We start from the raw sequence: 17936 nt of genomic DNA on the forward strand, positions 1-17936 counted from the left end.
TGCGCAGTGACCGAGACTTGGTTGCAAGTCTAGTTACAGATCAGCGGAAGTGGCCAATCTCAGCGGTCTCCGGGTGTGGGATGCGACACACTTTGCTCGGCCACGGGCAGGAGATTGCGCACACTGCCCGCCGGCCGAATTTGATCTGGTGCGGCGAAGGCAAAGCTGTAAACTGAAAGGTCTATGGACAGCAACTCTAGGCGCCGGCCTGCATCCACTGCGGTTACACCTGCAAGGACGCACAGAGCCGGCAACGCCCGCACACGATCCCCGCACTCTCCGGCAGCTTCATCGGAGCCTTCCAGTCCGGCCTCGGCCGAACCCCCTCCTCCAGGCGGTAATCCGCCAACAGGCTTCCGGGGAACCCCAAGCCCGTGCCGTCGCATGGAGGCTGGTTCCTGAGATGGAGTGGCTTTTCCTTCTGGCCGGGCTGCTGCTTATCTGCGGCACCGGTTTTTTCGTGGCTGTTGAATTCTCACTGGTTGCACTGGACCAGCCCACCGTTCGCCGGGCGGTGGAAGACGGAGATACCCGCGCGGAGCCCCTGCTTCGCTGCCTGACCACCCTCTCAACCCAGCTGTCAAGCTGCCAGCTCGGGATCACGCTGACCACTCTCCTGACCGGGTACGTCATGGAGCCTTCCGTGGGCCGGCTGCTGCAGGGACCGCTCGCGGCCCTTGGGCTTCCGCCGGCGGCGTCGCTCTCGGTTTCGGTTGTTGCGGCGATGGTGCTGGCTACCCTGCTTTCAATGCTCCTGGGTGAACTGATCCCCAAGAACATGTCCATTGCCCTTCCCTTTAAAGTGGGACGCGTTCTGGCCCGCCCGCAGCTGGCCTTTACGTTTGTGTTCAAGCCGGCGATCCTGCTGCTCAACGGGTTCTCCAACAAGGTGCTCAACCTCTTTGGCCTTGAAGCCAAGGAAGAGGTCTCCGGCGCCCGGACCCCGGCGGAGCTCTCTTCGATGGTCCGGCGTTCGGCGGAGATGGGCACCTTGGATGCCGGCACCGCCAACTTCCTGGCCCGCACCCTGTCCTTCTCGGAGCGGACAGCGGCGGACGTCATGACGCCCCGGATCCGCCTGGAAACGATCGACGCCGACCAGCCCGTCTCCGATGTCATTGAAGCGGCCCGGCGCACCGGCTACTCGCGTTTTCCAATCCTCGGCGATTCCCCGGATGACATCCGCGGCGTGGTGCACGTGAAGAAAGCCGTTGCAGTTCCGCGCCGCAAGCGCGCGGAACTGCCGGCCGCTGCCATCATGAGCGACATCCTCCGGGTTCCGGAGACCGTGCACCTGGACTCGCTCCTTTCCGAACTGCGCAGCGCCAACCTGCAGCTCGCCGTCGTGCTTGACGAATACGGCGGCACAGCGGGCGTGGCAACGCTGGAGGACCTGGTGGAGGAAATCGTCGGCGAGGTTTCCGATGAACATGACAAGCTCAAGCCCGGCGTCCTGCAGAGCGCCTCGGGCTACTGGTACTTCCCGGGCATCATGCGCCCGGACGAGGTATCCGTCCTGATTCCGTCCCTGCACGTGCCGGACGATTCAGGCTATGAAACGGTGGGCGGCTACATCATGGCTGAACTGGGCCGCATCGCCGAGGTTGGAGACACCGTGCCGGTTCCCGGCGGCATCCTGGAAGTTGAACGCATGGACGGGCGGCGGATTGACCGTGTCTGCTTTGTTCCGGTCGAGCCCGGCCCGGAGGCTGAAACGCCGGCGGAGGCTACGCCGTCGGCCAGCCCGGAGCGCACCGCTGCTCCGGCTGCCGCCCATGGAGCGCGGGCCGTGAAGAGTGCCGTGTCCGCGCCCGCCCGCAGGGAGGGAACACGATGAGTGATCTTGCCGGTATTTTCTGGCTCGTAGTCCTGCTGCTGGGCAACGCGTTCTTTGTTGGTGCGGAATTTGCGGTGATGTCTGCGCGCCGCAGCCAGATTGAGCCGCTGGCCGAAGCCGGTTCAAAACGGGCCAAGACGACTCTCTGGGCCATGGAACACGTATCCCTGATGCTGGCGTGTGCCCAGCTGGGTATCACGGTGTGTTCGCTGCTCATCCTGTACGTGGCGGAACCGGCGATCCATCATCTGCTGGCGGCACCCCTGGAAGCAGTGGGTGTGCCTGCTGAGATCGCCGATCTTGCCGGGTTCCTGGCTGCGCTCCTGTTCGTGACGTTCCTGCACGTGACCATCGGCGAGATGGTGCCAAAGAACATTTCCGTGTCAGTGGCAGACCGCGCTGCGCTGGCCCTTGCGCCCCCGCTGGTTATGGTTTCGCGGGTGGTACGGCCAATCACGGCCAGCCTCAACTGGATCGCGAACCATGCCCTGCGGGTTGTCGGGATCACCCCCAAAGACGAGGTGACCTCGTCCTTCACATTGCAGGAAGTGCAGTCGATCGTCCAGGAATCCACCCGGCACGGCCTGGTGGCGGACGATTCGGGAGTCATCTCCGGAGCCCTCGAATTCTCGGGGCAGACTGCCGGCGAAGTCATGGTGCCTCTGGACGAGCTGGTGACCCTGCGCACTGACTGCACCCCCGCGGAGTTCGAGAAGGCGGTCGGGCGCACCGGGTTCTCCAGGTTCGTGCTGATGGATGAGGCCGGCAACTTCACCGGTTACATGCACCTGAAGGATGTCATGGCCATTCCGGAGGAGGCCTACCAGCGGCCGATCACGGAGAACAAGGTCCGCACTCTGGCAAACCTGCGGCTGAGCGACGGGATCGAGGATGCGCTGGCCGTTATGCAGCGCACGGGCTCCCATGTTGCCCGTGTCCTCGGTGACGATGCCCAGACCCGGGGCGTGCTGTTCCTGGAGGACATCATCGAGCAGCTGGTGGGGGAGATCCGGGACGCCACCCAGTCCCAGGGCCTTCGGCGTTCGGGTGAGAGCTTTACCGGCTGAATAACCCGCACACCCATTAGATGCGAATGATTCGCGTTTACGTTATGCTGATCAAGCCCCGGTGCCGCCGGAGGTTGTACCGAGACTCGAAACGGGGATACTGACACTATGCGCCGCCTGCCCATCCGTGTGGCCGGAATTCTTACCGCCGCCGCACTTGCGCTTTCCGCCTGCTCCTCGGACTCGGGGGATGGTGGCGGAGCCGGAGAAAGCGGTGACCCTATTCGGGTTGTTGCTTCGACCAATGTGTACGGCAACATCCTTGAATCGGTCGGCGGTGAGTTTGTCAGCGTTGAATCGATCATCAACCGCCCGTCCCAGGACCCGCACTCCTATGAGGCGACTGCACGGGACAAGCTTGCAGTCTCCGAGGCAGGCGTGGTGGTCCTGAACGGCGGCGGATATGACTCCTTCATGGAGGCCCTGGTCCAGGAAGAGTCAGTGGCCCCCGAAAACGTGCTCAACGCCGTCGAGATTTCCGGTCTTGATGAAGGGCATTCCGAGGAGGAGCACGAAGAGAGCGGCGACGGACATGCCGGGCATTCGCACGGCGGCTTCAACGAGCACGTCTGGTACGACCCGGAAGCCATGGGACTGCTGGCCGAGGCAGCTGCCCAGCGGCTGGCTGAACTGGATCCGGAGAACGAGCAGGCTTTCCGGGACAACGCGGCAAGCTTTAACGCGGGGATCCAGGAGCTGGAGGACCGCCTTGCCGAGGTGCGCGGCGCTGCGGAGGGACGCGACGTGGCCATGACGGAGCCGGTTCCCGCTTACCTCCTCGAGGATGCGGGGCTGCACAACGTGACCCCGGACGATTTCACGGAGGCAGTGGAGGAGGGCCAGGATGTTCCCCCTGCCGTGCTCAAGGAAATGCAGGACCTCATGGCTTCCGGTGACATCGCGTTCCTCGCCTACAACGAGCAGACCTCCACCTCGCAGACCGAAGCAGTGCGCAGCACCGCCGAAGACGCAGGTATCCCAGTGGTCGACTTCTCCGAAACGCTGCCCGAGGGCGAGGACTTCCTTGCCTGGATGAACCGCAACGTGACGGCCGTTCAGGACGTCCTGAAGTGAGTCGCCCCGTCATACAGCTGCGCGGGGCCTCCATGGCCTTTGGCAGCCGTACGCTCTGGCAGGGACTGGACCTGGACATCAATTCCGGTGAGTTCCTTGCCGTCCTGGGACCCAACGGCACCGGAAAGACCACACTGCTGAAGGTCCTGCTGGGGCTGCAGCCCCTCAGCGCCGGAACCGTGACCGTCAACGGGCGCAGGGTCGAGCGCGGAAGCAAAGACATTGGATACATTCCGCAGCAGAAGTCTTTCGCTCCGGGGACTCCGCTGCGTGCCCGGGATTTGGTTGGCATGGGGGTCGACGGCGACAAGTGGGGGATCCGCCTGCGCCGGGGGCCCGTGCGTGCAAGGGTCGATGAGCTTCTGGCCCAGGTTGGCGCGACGAGTTACGCAGATGCCCCGGTGGGGAAGCTTTCCGGCGGTGAGCTCCAGCGGCTGCGTGCTGCCCAGGCTCTGGCTACCGATCCTGACCTGCTGCTCTGTGACGAGCCGCTGCTCTCCCTTGATTTGCACCACCAGCAGGCGATCAGTGCTCTCATTGATGCCCGTGCGCACGTGAACGACTCTGCCGTCGTGTTCGTTACGCATGAGATCAACCCCATCATCGACTATGTCGACCGGGTTCTTTACCTTGCTGGCGGGCAGTTCCGTACCGGTACGCCGTCGGAAGTCCTGCGCTCGGATGTGCTTTCGGATATGTACGGCTCCCACGTGGAGGTACTGCGCAGCCACGGCCGGATTGTGGTGCTGGGCGTTCCGGACGCCACTACGCACCACCACGGCGAAAGCGAGGCCGATCTTGGACCTTTCTGAGTTTTTCTCTTCCGTCTTTGACTTTAGCGATTACGGGCAGCTGCTGCCCCTGGTGACCAATTCGCTGTGGGCTGCGGCGATTCTCGGCCTGGTTGGGGGTCTCATCGGCGTTTTTGTGATGATGCGGGATCTGGCGTTCGCTGTTCACGGCATCGCCGAGCTGTCTTTTGCCGGTGCTGCCCTGGCACTGCTTCTGGGTGCGAATGTTGTTCTCGGCTCCCTTGCCGGTTCTATAGCTGCCGCTCTGATCCTTGCCCTGCTGGGGTTGAAAGCACGGGACCGTAATTCGATTACCGGTGTCATCATGCCCTTCGGATTGGGTCTGGGTATCCTGTTCCTCGCGCTCTATGAAGGGCGTTCTGCCAATAAGTTTGGATTGCTCACCGGCCAGATTGTTGCCGTGGACAGTGTCCAGCTGAACCTCCTGGCCATTTGTGCCGCCGTCGTTGTTGTTGGTCTGGTTGTTGTGTGGCGTCCGCTGACGTTTGCCAGTGCTGATCCGGAGCTGGCCCAGGCCCGCGGCGTTCCCGTGGGCGCGCTGTCTATCGTGTTTATGTTCCTTCTGGGGCTTTCGGTGGCATTGTCCATCCAGGTTGTTGGAGCCCTTCTGGTCCTTTCGCTCCTTATTACTCCGGCTGCCGCTGCCCTCCTAGTGACCTCCTCGCCCCGGCTGGTAGTGGGACTGAGTGTCATTTTTGCCCTGGTTTCTGCTGTTGGCGGCATTCTTCTGGCCCTTGGCGGCCGGATTCCGATCAGCCCATATGTGACCACGATTTCGTTTGCCATCTACTTGGTCTGCCGCGTCATCATGGCTGTCCGTAATCGGAACCGGCGATTGGTTACTGCTGCCTGAGCCGGTGAGCCGGTGAGCCGGTGAGTCGGAGAGTCGGAGAGTCGGTGACTCGGCGAGCGGTAGCCGGTGAATCGGTGAATCGGTGAATCGGTGACTCGGCGAGCGGTAGCCGGTGATTGAACCGGCTTGAGGCAGAGGACAGGTGTGTCGGCGGGAGCCGGTGAGCTGGTGACTGCGCCGGCGGTGCCGAACGGTTGGCATCCTCCAGGCGGCTACAGCTGCTGGTTCTATCCGGGCCTGACTGTTCTCGGCCCGCTGTGCTCTGAAGAATTCCGCAGCCGCCGCTATGCACTGCACAGGAGCTGCTTGCCCCTCTAGAAGGGAGGCGGATCGTCGTCTGGCGGTTGGGGCGTGGTTTCGGGGCGGAGCTGAGGATCCGATGGCCTGAGATTTCGTGGGCTCGGCAGGTATTCCAGTGTGGGGTCGGTGGTGTAGGTGCGGCCGGTGGGTGAGTTCCATTCGATGGTTCCGGCCTCGGGTTGGCGTGCTTTCCAGTGGCCGAGGGTTTTGAACCGGTGGTGTTTGGGGCAGAGGTGTTCCAGGTTGGTGTGGTCTGTTGGTCCGCCGTGTGCGTATGGGGTGGTGTGGTCGATCTCTGCGTGGGTGACATTTACTGGACAGCCGGGGAACCTGCAGGTTCCGTCCCTGGCCTGGAGCCAGCGTTTGAGTCCTGCAGGGATGCGTCGTGTCCGTCCCACGGTGAGGATTTCGCCGGTAGCCGGGTCCTGCAGCAGGGGTGTCCAGTGCAGGGCCTCAAGGATCATCGAGCGTGCAGTCTCGGCACTGATGGGTCCGTATCCGTTGAGTTCGGCCGGGTTCTCGTCCAGTCCGGCAAGGGTGTCTGCGTTGATCAGGACCATGACTTCGGTGCGGACTTTGGAGCGGTCGCGGTTGTTGGTGCGGTCCCGGTTCTGGGTCCGGTATCTTTCGGCCCGGCGGGGTCGCTTGTCCTGCCCGGAGTTACCGGCGGCAGTGCTGGTGGTACCGGCGGCGGTGCTGGCGCTACCGCTACCGGTGCGGCCCGTTGTACTAGCACCCGCCTCAGCTCCGGTTCCTGTTGCGGTTCCGGTGCAACCCTGTACATCAGCAGCCCCCTCTGTTCCTGTTCCGATTCCAGTTCCGGATCCGATTGGTGAACCTGTGCCTGTGGAACTTGTCCCCAAGTGCGGGCATGGAGCGTCCTCGGGCTCGGTGGGCTGTGTGCCGGCCTGCTCCGTAAGGAGCAGTTCGGTGAGGGTGTCTGCGCGGAGCTGGTCCATGGTGCGGGGGTCTCCGGCTCGTTTGCCGGCTTTCGCTGCACCGGTGAGCGCGGCGAACATGGCCTGGCCTTTCTCCGCGGCGATGATCGCGCTGAGGCAGGACATGCCATCGGGCAGGGGCTGGAACATCACACGGCGTTTGTCCTTGGCCTCACGGTGACGGGCAGGGATCAGGTCCGGGAAGCGGGACTCGCGGAGCCTGCGGGCTCGGCGCCCGAACCCGGCAGCGGTCCTGCCCTCGGCTGCTGCCAGCAGATCGCGTTCGAACGCAGCACGGACTGTGAGGGCTGCACCGGCAGGCCCATCGACGGCTGCGCCTGCGGCTGCTTCGCCCGGCCCGTCCGACCCGGCTGCCCCGCTTACCGGACCATACTGCACTCCATCTGCCCCATCCGGTCCGGCTGCTCCACCGGCTCCGCCTGCTCCCTCCGGTCCGCCCGGCCCGGTTTGCCCGAACAGCGCGCCCTGGTCCTCCAGGCCGAGATCCAGCTGACCGGACTCCCCATCAGGCGGCGTCCCGGCGCCGGCTAGTGCGGCTGCGTCATCTGAACCCGCGCCAGCACCCGGTTCCGGCTGCGGTTCGAGGATATCGGCGGGGAGGTTTTGGGTCTCTTCGAGGATGATGCGGGCGTGCTGGAGAGCGATCTTTCCCTCGGATAATCTGGCCAGGGTCTGCGGAGCCTGAACACACAGGCGGGTGGATTCGCTGATGAGCTGCATCGCCGTCATGTGCGGGATGTTCAGGACAGTGGATGCCTCGGCTGCAGCCAAACTCATGGCCAGGGCGGGTTCTTCGCGTCCGGAGGCCTCAGCGATATCCCTGGCGAAAAGCACTTCCAGCCGGGCGGCAACACGGGCCTGCTGGGCCTGCGCCCAGGAGATGAGCATGCCCAGACGCTCAAGCGCGGACACGGTTTCCGCATACCCCAGGGCCTCCGGACCGCGGAGTGATAACTGCCCGGCGAACCCCTCAGGCAAAGACTCGGGCACATGGTCTTCAACCAAGGCAGGATCAGCGCAGAACACCTCGCCGGAAGGAACGGGGAAACCGGGGCCAGGATGAGACGAGGACAGGAAGTCGGTACGCGCGGCCGGATCATCCTGCCCGGCCCGGCCAGCACCCGGAACACTATCGGCGGCACCCGGGGAACCACCCTGCCCGGCCCGGCCAGCACCCGGAACACCACCCGGCGCACCACCCGGCGCACCCTTCATTTCCCGGTCAGCTGACCGGGAAAACGGGGTGTCCGAGGAGCGGTTCATACCCCTAACACTCTCAGCTGCCACCGACATTCCAGGGCCTAAATCAGCCGTTTTTCGGGGCCTCATTTACCGGTCATTTACCTGCTTTTCTCTTCAGTCAGCAGTCGTAATACGGGCGTGGAGCCGAGCGCGGAGGCATGTCAAAAGAGTCATGCGAGCGGTATGTGATGGCAGGCAGGGCGATGGTAGGGGGCGTGGTGAATGGGCTGCGTGCCCTCTAGGTCCGGGCGTGGGCAGGCAGACCGAACCGGGGAGTGCAAAGCAGCCGGCCTGCCGTGTAGCTCGCAGGCAGGCAGGCAAAGTGAGCGGTAAGCGCGACAGCAGACGCCTCCCTCTCCAGCTCCCGGAGATGGAACTCAGCGGGGACAGAAGGACGCACCGGGTGCCTTACCGTGAAGCTCCGAAGATGGGCTGGACTCGTCAGGACAGAAATGCAGACCCGAAAGCTCCTGCAGCACAATGACAGTCAATAAAAACCTGGTAACGCAACGGAAGGTTTAGACGAGCGCCAGAAGTAAACCCGCGAACTACCGCGAGCACTCGGGACAAAGCCCAAAGACCTCAACAGTGTGTGCAACTTCAGTGAAACCGTGCTCACGGCCCAGACGCGCTGCCCAGCTCTCGACAGCAGGAGCCTCAACCTCCACTGCCTTCCCGCAGTTGCGGCAAACAAGGTGGTGGTGATGATGCTCCGCCTCGCAGCGGCGGTAGAGAACTTCACCGTCGGCGCCACGGAGAACATCAACCTGCTCGTCGTCGGCCATGGATTGCAGAATCCGGTAAGTGGTAGCCAGCGAGACCTTTTCACCACGGTCCTGGAGAAGACGGTGAAGCTCCTGGGTGCTCACGAAGTCGTCAAGGGAATCCAAAGTGCGGCCCACAGCAACCCGCTGGCGGGTTACCCGGGGCTCGGCAGTCCGCCGCGAAGACGATGGCTGCGCTGACATGGAAGCCTCCTGGCTGACTCGGGATTGGCTGACGGGGAGTGGCTAAGTGGAAATTGCCGAGGGGAAACTGGCTGACGGAAATTGGACCTGACCCCAGATTATCAGCGTTGGCACACCGCGCCTGCGGCGGGGTCACACATCACCCGGAGTATCGTGACCCTATGAAAATGACCAAGTACACGCATTCATGTGTCCGGTTCGAAAAAGATGGATCAGTCCTGGTACTGGATCCGGGCAACTTTTCCGAGGTCGAAGAAGCACTGCGGGACGCGAACGCGATCCTGCTGACCCACGAGCACGCAGACCACATCGACCGGGAACAGGTGCTGCCCATTCTGGCTGAACGCCCGGACCTGCAGCTCCACGCACCTGCGGCACTGGCAGCATCACTGCGCAACGAAGCAGCAGAGGACGCACAGGACCGCATCTTCGACGTGGAACCGAACACCGTCCAGCAGATCGCAGGAATCTCGGTACGCTCCTTCGGCGGACAGCATGCGCTGATCCATCCCCTGATTCCGATGGTGGAAAACCTCGCGTACCTGATCGAAGACCGGATCTACCACCCGGGAGACTCCTTCACGGTACCCAACGGCCTCAAGGCTGAGGTGCTGCTGGTTCCCCTCCACGCGCCGTGGTCCAAGGTGGGAGAGGTCATCGACTTCGTCATCGCCGTCGGGGCCCAAACCGCGCACCCCATCCACGACGCCCTGCTGAACGGAAAGGGCCGGGGAATCGTGGAAAAGCACCTCGAACGCTTCGGCGGAATGTACGGAACGAGCTACCAGCCGCTGGCACCGGGCGACGTGGTGGAACTGTGACAGGAATCCTCATCAGCACAGCCGAGCTCCATGCATCGCTGGACAACGGAGAGCCGGTACGACTGCTGGACGTGCGCTGGGAGCTGGGCCGCAGCGACGGACACGGCAGGTACTTGAAAGGGCACCTGCCGTCAGCCGTGTACGTGGACCTGGACACTGAGCTGTCGGCCCCGGCCGGGCCGGGAGGGCGGCACCCGCTGCCCTCGCCGCGGGTTTTTGAGGCACTGGCGAAGGGCTGGGGAATCAACGACGGCGACACGGTAGTCGCCTACGACGCCTCCGGAGGTGCCGCAGCAGCGCGGGCCTGGTGGCTGCTGCGCCACGCGGGGTTCGGCAACGTCCGGCTGCTCGACGGCGGACTGCAGGCATGGCAGGCCGACGGCGGAGCGCTGGAGAGCGGACAAGTCACACCGGTCCCGGGTTCGGTAAGTCTGTCCTGGGGGCATATGCCCGTCGTGGACATGGCAGGAGTACCCGCATTTGCAGCCGAAGGCGTGCTCATCGACGCACGGGCACCCGAACGCTTCCGAGGAGAAAGCGAACCCATCGACCCGCAGGCCGGGCACATCCCGGGGGCAATCAACATACCCGCGTCGGGAAACCTTGACGCCAACGGACACTATCTGCTGGTTCCGGAGCTCAGGCAGCGCTTCCAGGCCGCCGGAGTGGACAGCTCAAAACCAGTGGGCACGTACTGCGGCTCAGGCATCTACGCGTCGGCGCAGGTCGCGGCCCTGGCCATGGCAGGGATCGAAGCAGCCCTGTATCCCGGGTCGTGGTCGCAATGGTCCTCCACACCCGGACAGCCGGTGGCAACCGGCGCCGCAGACGGGTAGCGTCAAAGCCATGTTTACCGGCCGTCCCGTTCCGCCCCCGCTGCGCTTGAAGCTGCCGGGCGGGGACCGTCAGCAGCCCGAGCAAGGAGAACGCATGACCACGCTTTTCACCAGGATCATCGAGGGTGAAATCCCCGGCCGCTTCGTCTGGAAGGACGACGACGTCGTTGCCTTCCTGAGCATCGGCCCCCTCGCGGACGGGCACACCCTGGTGGTCCCGCGCCAGGAGATCGATAAATGGACGGACGCCCCGGCTGACCTCCTGGCCAGGATGACGGCCGTCGCCCAGGCCATCGGCCAGGTCCAGGTGGACGTCTTCGGCGCAGAGCGTGCCGGGCTGACCATTGCAGGCTTCGAAATCGACCATCTGCACATCCACGTCTGGCCGGCGAACTCGCTGCAGGACTTCGACTTCAGCCGCGCGGAAACCAACCCCGACCAGGACAAGATGGCAGCGAACGCCGAGAAGCTCCGCGAAGGCCTCCGGGCAGCGGGCCACGGCGAGTTCGTTCCTCAGGCCTAGACCAGAACGGGCAGGGGACGCTGCCCGGCAACAATCAGCCGCCGCCAACCCGGCGACTATGCCGGAGCCAGCGCCTGGTTCAGGGCGGTCCGGATCCGTTTCTCAGAAACGGACCGGGCCGTTCCCAGTTCCTGCGCAAAGAAGCTGATCCGCAGTTCCTCGATCATCCAACGGACTTCGGCCAGGGCGGGCGGAGTTCCGCGCCCGGGCACCAAAGCCGCGACGGCGTCGTCGTATTCATCTTCGAGGCCCTGCACCACAGCCATGCTCAGCGAATCGCGCTGCACATTGGTGGGCAGTTTCTCCAGCCGCCGCTCGATGCCGGCCAGGTAACGCGGCAGCTGCGCCAGCTGCGCGTAGCCGGTGCGTGCCACAAAACCGGGATAGACCAGCTGATCCAGCTGGGCACGGATGTCATTGAGCGCCGAAATAAGCGCCAGCGACGTGGTGCCCTTGAGCTGCTTCTGGATGCGGCGGGTGCTGGAGAGGACCTTCTCCACGATCGCCGTCACAGTGAAGACCGTGTCGATCAGCTCTGCCCGCACCTGCTCATACAGTGCGTCGAACTCGGTGCGCGTCCAGGGGAGGGCCTCCGGGGTGAGCTTGTCGACCGCGGCGAGCGTGCAGTCCTGGATCAGGGCGGCCACGCTCCCGTGCGGATTCTGGCTGAAGGTGAGCTTCTCGGCATTGCTCAGGTGTTCCAGCACGTACTTCGCGGGGCTTGGCACCCGCAGGGCAAGCAGCCGGATCACTCCGCCGCGCATGGCAGCTTCCTGCTCGGCGGCGCTCTGGAAAACCCGCAGGCCGGCGGTGGAGCCTTCATCCACCAGCGCGGGGTAGCCGGTGACCGTGTGCCCGGCAACCAGGGTGTCGATCCGCCGCTCGATGCTTCCGACGCTCCACTCGGTGAGGCCGGTTTCTTCACGGAAGGACGGCGACGCCTGCCCGTTGGAGGCACCGTTTGTCGCACCGGACCCGCCGGCCCGGGCCGGCTTGCCCTTGGCAGCCTTCGGTGCCGGCTTCACCGTCCCGGGCGTGGCACCCAGCGACTCGGCGATGGCCCGGCGGGTGGCCGGAGCAAGGGATTCCTGCAACGCGGCAAGGTCCTTGCCCTCATCCAGGACGCGGCCGGATGAATCCACCACGGAGAACCGCATGCGCAGGTGCTCCGGAATCGCCTCCCAGTTCCAGGATCCGGGCGGAATGATGTGCCCCTTCAACCGCCGCAGGGCCAGTTCCAGCGACGGTTCCAGGGGATCCGACGCCGGATCGAAGTCCGCCGCCAGGGCCGCCGCAGCGGCACGCGCCACGTCAGGGGCCGGAATGAAGTTTTTCCGTACAGCCTTCGGCAGCGACTTGATCAGGGCGGTGATCAGCTCAGCACGCAGGCCCGGAATCTGCCAGCGGAACGGTTCGGGATCCAGCTGGTTCAGGAACAGGACCGGAACCTCCACCGTGACACCGTCGTTGGCTCCCGGAACCCCGGGAGTGAACTCATAGGAGAGCGGCAGGTCAAAGTCCGCGTAGCGGAAGGTCTTGGGGAACTCGGTCTCATCCAACCCTGCGGCGTCGTCGGTGCGAAGTGCGTCCGGGTCAAAGTCCAGCAGCTTCGGGTCCTCATGCCGGGCATGTTTCCACCACTTGTCGAAGTGCCGTTCGGAGACCACTTCGCTGCCAATGCGTTCGTCGTAGAACTCGAACAGCGTTTCGTCATCCACACGCAGGCCGCGGCGGCGCACCCGGGTCTCCAGCTCTTCGACCTCGGCAAGCAGCGCCTGGTTGCGGTGGAAGAACTTGTGGTGGGTGCGCCAGTCACCCTCAACGAGGGCATGCCGGATGAACATTTCGCGGGAGAGGACCGGGTCGATCCGGCCGTAGTTCACGCTGCGGCGCGGAATCACGGGCACCCCGTACAGGGTGACCTTCTCGTAGGCCATCACGGACCCGTTGCGCTTGGACCAGTGCGGTTCGCTGTAGGTGCGCTTGATCAGGTGCGGGGCGACCTCTTCGACCCACAGCGGATCGAAGCGAGCAGCGATCCGGGCCCAAAGCCGGGACGTTTCCACCAGCTCGGCAGCCATGACCCAGTCAGGGGACTTCTTGAACAGTGCCGATCCCGGGAAGACGGCGAACCGGGTCCCGCGTGCGCCGGCGTACTCACGCTTGCGCTGATCGTAGAGACCAATGTGGCTCAGCAGCCCGGACAGCAGGGAAATGTGGACGTCCTTCTCACGCCCCACGGGGTCGACGTCGCCCGGGGAGAGCGTGATGCCCAAGGGCTTGGCCAGCTGGCGCAGCTGGGCGAACAGGTCCTGCCATTCGCGGATGCGCAGGAAGTTCAGGAACTCGTTTTTGCACAGTTTGCGGAACTGGGAGGAGGAGAGTTCCTTCTGTTTCTCCTGGACGTAGCGCCACAGGTTCAGGAAGCCGGTGAAGTCCGAGTTCTCATCCACGAACCGCTTGTGCAGCTCGGCTGCCTTCTGCGCCCGTGCCGGGTCGTCCTTGGACGGCCGTTCGCGGGGATCCTGAATGGTCAGCGCCGCGGCCAGGACCATGACCTCGCGGACACAGCCGCGCTGCCCGGCTTCCACGATCATCCGGCCGAGGCGGGGATCAACGGGGAGCTGGGCAAGTTTGCGCCCGACGGCGGTGATCCCGCCCTTGGGGGCCAGCGCACCGAGCTCTCGGAGCAGCAGCGCGCCGTCGTTCACGGCCTTGGGATCCGGCGGCTGGACAAACGGGAAGTCTGCTACATCCTTGGGCCCCTGGGCGACGCCCATGGCGGCCATCTGGAGGATGACGGCCGCGAGGTTCGTACGCAGGATTTCCGGATCGGTGAACTCCGGCCGGGCTTCGAAGTCCTCTTCCGAGTAGAGCCGGATGGCGATGCCGTCGGAGACGCGGCCGCAGCGGCCGGAGCGCTGGTTCGCCGACGCCTGGGAAATGCGTTCGATGGGCAGGCGCTGCACCTTGGTGCGGTGCGAGTAACGGGAGATGCGGGCGGTCCCGGTGTCGATGACGTACTTGATGCCGGGGACGGTCAGGGAGGTTTCGGCGACGTTGGTGGCCAGCACAATCCGGCGGTGCTTGCCGGGGGAGAAGACCCGGTGCTGTTCAGCCAGGGAAAGCCGGGCGTACAACGGCAGGATCTCCGTATTGGCCAGGCGCGGATTGCGGGTGACCGTCCCGCGCAGAGCATCGGCGGCGTCGCGGATCTCGCGTTCGCCGGAGAAGAAGATCAGGATGTCCCCGGGAGCCTCGCGGGACAGCTCATCGACGGCGTCGCAGACTGCATCCAGCGGATCGCGGTCTTCCTCAAGCTCGTCGTCCTCATCTTCCAGGGCGCCCAGCGCCGGCTGGTTCAGCGGACGGTAGCGGATTTCCACCGGGAAGGTACGGCCGGACACTTCGATGATGGGTGCCGGAGTGCCGTCCGGGGCAGCGAAGTGCTGCGCGAAGCGTTCCGGGTCGATGGTGGCGGAGGTGATGATGATCTTCAGGTCCGGCCGCTCGGGCAGCAGGCGCTTGAGATACCCAAGGATGAAGTCGATGTTGAGACTGCGTTCATGCGCTTCGTCGATGATGATCGTGCTGTATTTCTTCAGCTTGCGGTCATGCTGGATCTCCGCGAGCAGGATGCCGTCGGTCATCAGCTTGACCTTGGTGTCCCGGCTGGTTTCCCCGGTGAAACGCACCTGGAACCCCACCTCGGCGCCGATCTCGACGTCGAGCTCCTCCGCGATGCGTTCGGCGACCGTCCGGGCCGCGAGACGCCGCGGCTGGGTGTGGCCGATCAGGCCCTTCTCCGCCAGGCCCAGCTCCAGGCACATCTTCGGAATCTGGGTGGTTTTACCCGAACCGGTGGCACCGGCGATCACGGTGACCTGGTTGGCCGCGATGGCGGCCATGATGTCTTCGCGGCGTTCTGAGACAGGGAGCTGCGGGGGATAGGAGATTGTCAGTGCCATAGTTGGCACCAGTCTAGTGCGTGGGCGGAAGCGCCTGCTTGCCGTGAACGGCGGGAGGGGGCTGGGAAGCGGGTGCAGCCACAGCGTCCTGCGTTTGGGGGAGGGCCCCGGCGGCGCGGGCCAGCCGCCCCGCCGCGGTGCGGGCGCGCTCACGCATTTCTTCCGGTGCCAGGATTTCGAACTCCACTCCCATGCCCGCCATACGGACCAGCGGCTGGTCCAGGGAGTCCCAGCCGCTGCGCAGCACGGTGTGCCCGGGTCCATCCGCCTCCAGCACGGCGACTTCGGCGGGAACCTGTTCAGCCACCGACGCCAGCGGGGCCGCAATGCGGATCACGACGTCGTACTGGTAGGGACTGCGGGTAATGGCCGCCTGCACGTAGGCGGCCAGGTCCTTGGCCGGCAGGGGGCGGGGAGTGAAGCGCTCGCGGAGCACCGGTACCGACTGGCAGCGGTCCACCCGGAAGGTGCGCCAGTCCTGGCGTTCGGTGCACCACGCGACCAGGTACCAGCGCCTTCCGGTACTGACCAGTTTGTAGGGCTCCACGATGCGCCGCCCCTCTGCAGCTTCGAGTGCCTGATAGCGGAAGGAGGCGGTGCGCCGCTCTGAGATAGCTGTAGAGAAGGCAGTGAGGATCTCCGGGTTGACGGCTGATGCCGCCGCTGACGGACCCGCCAGTACGCTCACAGACTGGCGAAGGGCGGAGAACTTGGGTCTCAGCCTTCCGGGGAGAACCTGCTCCAGCTTGACCAGGGCACGGATGGACGCTTCGCCGATCCCGGACACTGGACCGGAAGCCACCGCAGTCAGCCCCAGGGCGACGGCGAGCGCTTCCTCGTCATCCAGAAGCAGGGGAGGCAGCTGGGCCCCGGCGCCCAGCTGGTAGCCGCCGGCAATCCCAGGTGATGCGGAGATGGGATAGCCCAGGCTGCGGAGCTTGCCGATGTCCCGGCGAACGGTGCGTTCCGTGACGGACATGCGGTCGGCAAGTGCCGCGCCGGTCCATTCCCTGCGCAGCTGCAGCAGTGAGAGCAGGTGCAGCAGCCTTGCTGATGTCTCGAGCATGTTCCCCAAGCTACTCCGTAATGCGGACAGAACCTGTCCTGGATTGAATCTCATCCGAGTGCATTTACCACACGGAACCCGCACCCCGGCAGCCGCAGGTGCCGCCGGAGGGGGAAGGCGCGGGGGACTGTAAGACACCCGGGCCTAGCGCCGGGGCCGGTAGGGCCGTTCCTGGGACAGATCCCGTGGATCGCTCACATCCCACAGAGCGTTGCCGTGCCAGGGGCGGCCCGAGGATACCGGCGGGAGATGATCACGGCCGTCATGCCGAATGGTGGAAACCACCATGGCAGTGACCCCGGCGAGCAGACTGAGCACCAAAAGCGAAAAGAAGATTTCCATGCCTTCAGGTTCCGCCCGGGCCGCAGCAAAAATAAGTGGCAGATATGACCATTAGCAGCGAAATACTGCCATACTCCCACCATGCTCAAGAGCGTCGCCCTGATAGTGCTGGAGGACACCGGTCCGTTTGAACTGGGGCTCGTTGCAGAGATCTTCGGAGTCGACCGTTCCTCGAGGGGCACCGGGGTACCGCGGTTCGATTTCCGCATGGCCACCCATGTCCCGGGACCGGTCCGGACCTCAGCCGGTTACTCGATCCATGTCGAGAACGGACTCGAAGCCGCCGCCGACGCTGACCTGGTGATCATGGCGCCCTACGGCCATTGGCCGAACGGCCCCGAACCCGTGCCGGCTGCCGTCCTTGAGGCACTGCGGAACGCCCACGAGCGTTCGGCCTGGGTGATGTCGGTGTGCACGGGTGCCTTTGCGCTCGCCGAGGCGGGAATCCTGGACGGCCGCAAGGCAGCGACGCACTGGAGGAACTCGGCACTCCTTGCCAAGCTGTATCCCTCGGTGGAGGTGAACGAGGACGTGCTGTACGTCCAGGACGGGAACATCATTTCCAGCGCGGGAACGGCGGCGGGGATTGACGCCTCACTGCATCTGGTCCGTCAGGAACTGGGTGCCAAGACCGCCGCGGCCATCGCCCGGGACATGGTGGTACCTCCGCACCGCGACGGCGGGCAGGCCCAGTACATCACCCGGCCCCTGTCTGTGAGCGGGGGAGACACACTGGAAGACATCCTCGTATGGATTGCGGCGAACCTGGACCAGGAACATTCCGTCAGCGCGCTCGCAGCCCGCGCCCACATGTCAGAACGCACCTTCGCCCGCCGGTTCAAGGCTGAAACGGGAACAACACCGGGATCCTGGATCAACGGGCAGCGGGTACTTAAGGCCCAGGAACTGCTTGAGGACACGGGCATGAGCATTGACGAGGTCTCCCGCGCTGTCGGGTTTGGGCAGGCAGTGCTGCTGCGCCACCATTTCAACCGTGCAGTCGGCATCAGTCCGGCAGCGTACCGCAGGGTGTTCCGGGGCCGGGCAGACCGGCCGGCCTGGGCCCAGCAGGGTTACCCGGTCCATCCCCGGGCACCGCGGGCGGCCACAGGACAGCGCCCACGCCCCGGCGAGCAGCCTGCCGGATACCTCCACCTCAACCAGGGATGAACCGGCGCAACCCGCAGGGATGGACCCGGGAGACGCGGAACAGGGGCACGGAACAAGGGCACGGATCTGGGGGTGGGACGGCAAACAAAAACCAAAAA

15 protein-coding genes are annotated in these 17936 nt (G+C 64.7%); 10 read left to right on the top strand and 5 right to left on the bottom strand.

Going from position 1 to position 17936, the window contains the following annotated elements:
• Positions 1 to 403: 403 nt before the first annotated feature.
• The 5 genes from ABFX29_RS09670 to ABFX29_RS09690 all read left to right on the top strand — a co-directional run bounded on the left by ABFX29_RS09670 (position 404) and on the right by ABFX29_RS09690 (position 5643).
• Positions 404 to 1837, top strand: coding sequence for a hemolysin family protein (locus ABFX29_RS09670; protein WP_152226935.1), 1434 nt, complete (start codon positions 404 to 406; stop codon positions 1835 to 1837).
• A complete protein-coding gene (locus ABFX29_RS09675; RefSeq protein WP_152226937.1) occupies positions 1834 to 2904 on the top strand; it encodes a hemolysin family protein in 1071 nt (356 codons plus the stop codon). Before ABFX29_RS09670 ends, ABFX29_RS09675 begins: the two co-directional genes overlap by 4 nt.
• 108 nt (positions 2905 to 3012) lie before the next feature.
• On the top strand, positions 3013 to 3978 hold the full coding sequence (locus ABFX29_RS09680; RefSeq protein WP_152226939.1) for a metal ABC transporter solute-binding protein, Zn/Mn family: 966 nt from the start codon (positions 3013 to 3015) through the stop codon (positions 3976 to 3978).
• 32 nt (positions 3979 to 4010) lie between these two features.
• The gene (locus tag ABFX29_RS09685; protein ID WP_246167376.1) at positions 4011 to 4790 is read left to right on the top strand and encodes a metal ABC transporter ATP-binding protein; all 780 of its coding nucleotides are present in this window, start codon (positions 4011 to 4013) and stop codon (positions 4788 to 4790) included.
• Entirely contained in the window at positions 4777 to 5643 is an 867-nt protein-coding gene (locus ABFX29_RS09690) for a metal ABC transporter permease (protein ID WP_246167315.1), read from the top strand. The genes ABFX29_RS09685 and ABFX29_RS09690 overlap by 14 nt, the downstream gene beginning before the upstream one ends.
• A 314-nt stretch (positions 5644 to 5957) precedes the next feature.
• On the opposite strand, the gene ABFX29_RS09695 is transcribed toward ABFX29_RS09690, so the two are convergent.
• Positions 5958 to 7907, bottom strand: a complete 1950-nt coding sequence (locus tag ABFX29_RS09695; RefSeq protein ID WP_275124611.1) for an HNH endonuclease signature motif containing protein — start codon at positions 7905 to 7907, stop codon at positions 5958 to 5960.
• Here ABFX29_RS09695 and ABFX29_RS09700 point away from each other — a divergent pair.
• Positions 7893 to 8132 carry a hypothetical protein gene (locus tag ABFX29_RS09700; protein WP_170287735.1) on the top strand — a complete coding sequence of 80 codons (240 nt, stop codon included), beginning with the start codon at positions 7893 to 7895 and terminating at the stop codon, positions 8130 to 8132. The two genes, ABFX29_RS09695 and ABFX29_RS09700, sit on opposite strands and share 15 nt — an antisense overlap.
• A 560-nt stretch (positions 8133 to 8692) precedes the next feature.
• Here ABFX29_RS09700 and ABFX29_RS09705 read toward each other — a convergent pair.
• Positions 8693 to 9112 carry a Fur family transcriptional regulator gene (locus tag ABFX29_RS09705; RefSeq protein ID WP_152226945.1) on the bottom strand — a complete coding sequence of 140 codons (420 nt, stop codon included), beginning with the start codon at positions 9110 to 9112 and terminating at the stop codon, positions 8693 to 8695.
• 161 nt (positions 9113 to 9273) lie between these two features.
• Between ABFX29_RS09705 and ABFX29_RS09710 the strand changes: the two genes are divergently transcribed.
• From ABFX29_RS09710 to ABFX29_RS09720, 3 genes are all read left to right on the top strand, one after another.
• Positions 9274 to 9933: an MBL fold metallo-hydrolase gene (locus ABFX29_RS09710; protein WP_152226947.1), complete on the top strand. Its 660-nt coding sequence runs from the start codon at positions 9274 to 9276 to the stop codon at positions 9931 to 9933.
• On the top strand, positions 9930 to 10769 hold the full coding sequence (locus ABFX29_RS09715; RefSeq protein ID WP_246167316.1) for a sulfurtransferase: 840 nt from the start codon (positions 9930 to 9932) through the stop codon (positions 10767 to 10769). The genes ABFX29_RS09710 and ABFX29_RS09715 overlap by 4 nt, the downstream gene beginning before the upstream one ends.
• Positions 10770 to 10863: 94 nt before the next feature.
• Positions 10864 to 11292: an HIT family protein gene (locus tag ABFX29_RS09720; RefSeq protein WP_152226949.1), complete on the top strand. Its 429-nt coding sequence runs from the start codon at positions 10864 to 10866 to the stop codon at positions 11290 to 11292.
• 56 nt (positions 11293 to 11348) lie between these two features.
• Here the strand turns inward: ABFX29_RS09720 and hrpA are convergent, their stop codons facing one another.
• The 3 genes from hrpA to ABFX29_RS09735 form a co-directional block, all read right to left on the bottom strand.
• A complete protein-coding gene (hrpA, locus tag ABFX29_RS09725) occupies positions 11349 to 15260 on the bottom strand; it encodes an ATP-dependent RNA helicase HrpA (protein ID WP_152226951.1) in 3912 nt (1303 codons plus the stop codon).
• A 13-nt stretch (positions 15261 to 15273) separates the two neighbouring features.
• The gene (locus tag ABFX29_RS09730) at positions 15274 to 16326 is read right to left on the bottom strand and encodes a helix-turn-helix transcriptional regulator (RefSeq protein ID WP_152226953.1); all 1053 of its coding nucleotides are present in this window, start codon (positions 16324 to 16326) and stop codon (positions 15274 to 15276) included.
• Positions 16327 to 16470: 144 nt separating this feature from the next.
• A complete protein-coding gene (locus tag ABFX29_RS09735; RefSeq protein WP_152226955.1) occupies positions 16471 to 16668 on the bottom strand; it encodes a hypothetical protein in 198 nt (65 codons plus the stop codon).
• Positions 16669 to 16749: 81 nt separating this feature from the next.
• Here ABFX29_RS09735 and ABFX29_RS09740 point away from each other — a divergent pair, with 81 nt between their 5' ends.
• Complete coding sequence (locus ABFX29_RS09740) at positions 16750 to 17838, top strand: GlxA family transcriptional regulator (protein ID WP_152226956.1); 1089 nt, start codon at positions 16750 to 16752, stop codon at positions 17836 to 17838.
• Positions 17839 to 17936 lie beyond the last annotated feature (98 nt).

The sequence above is a fragment of the Arthrobacter gandavensis genome, assembly GCF_039528575.1.
Lineage (GTDB): Bacteria > Actinomycetota > Actinomycetes > Actinomycetales > Micrococcaceae > Arthrobacter_B > Arthrobacter_B citreus_B.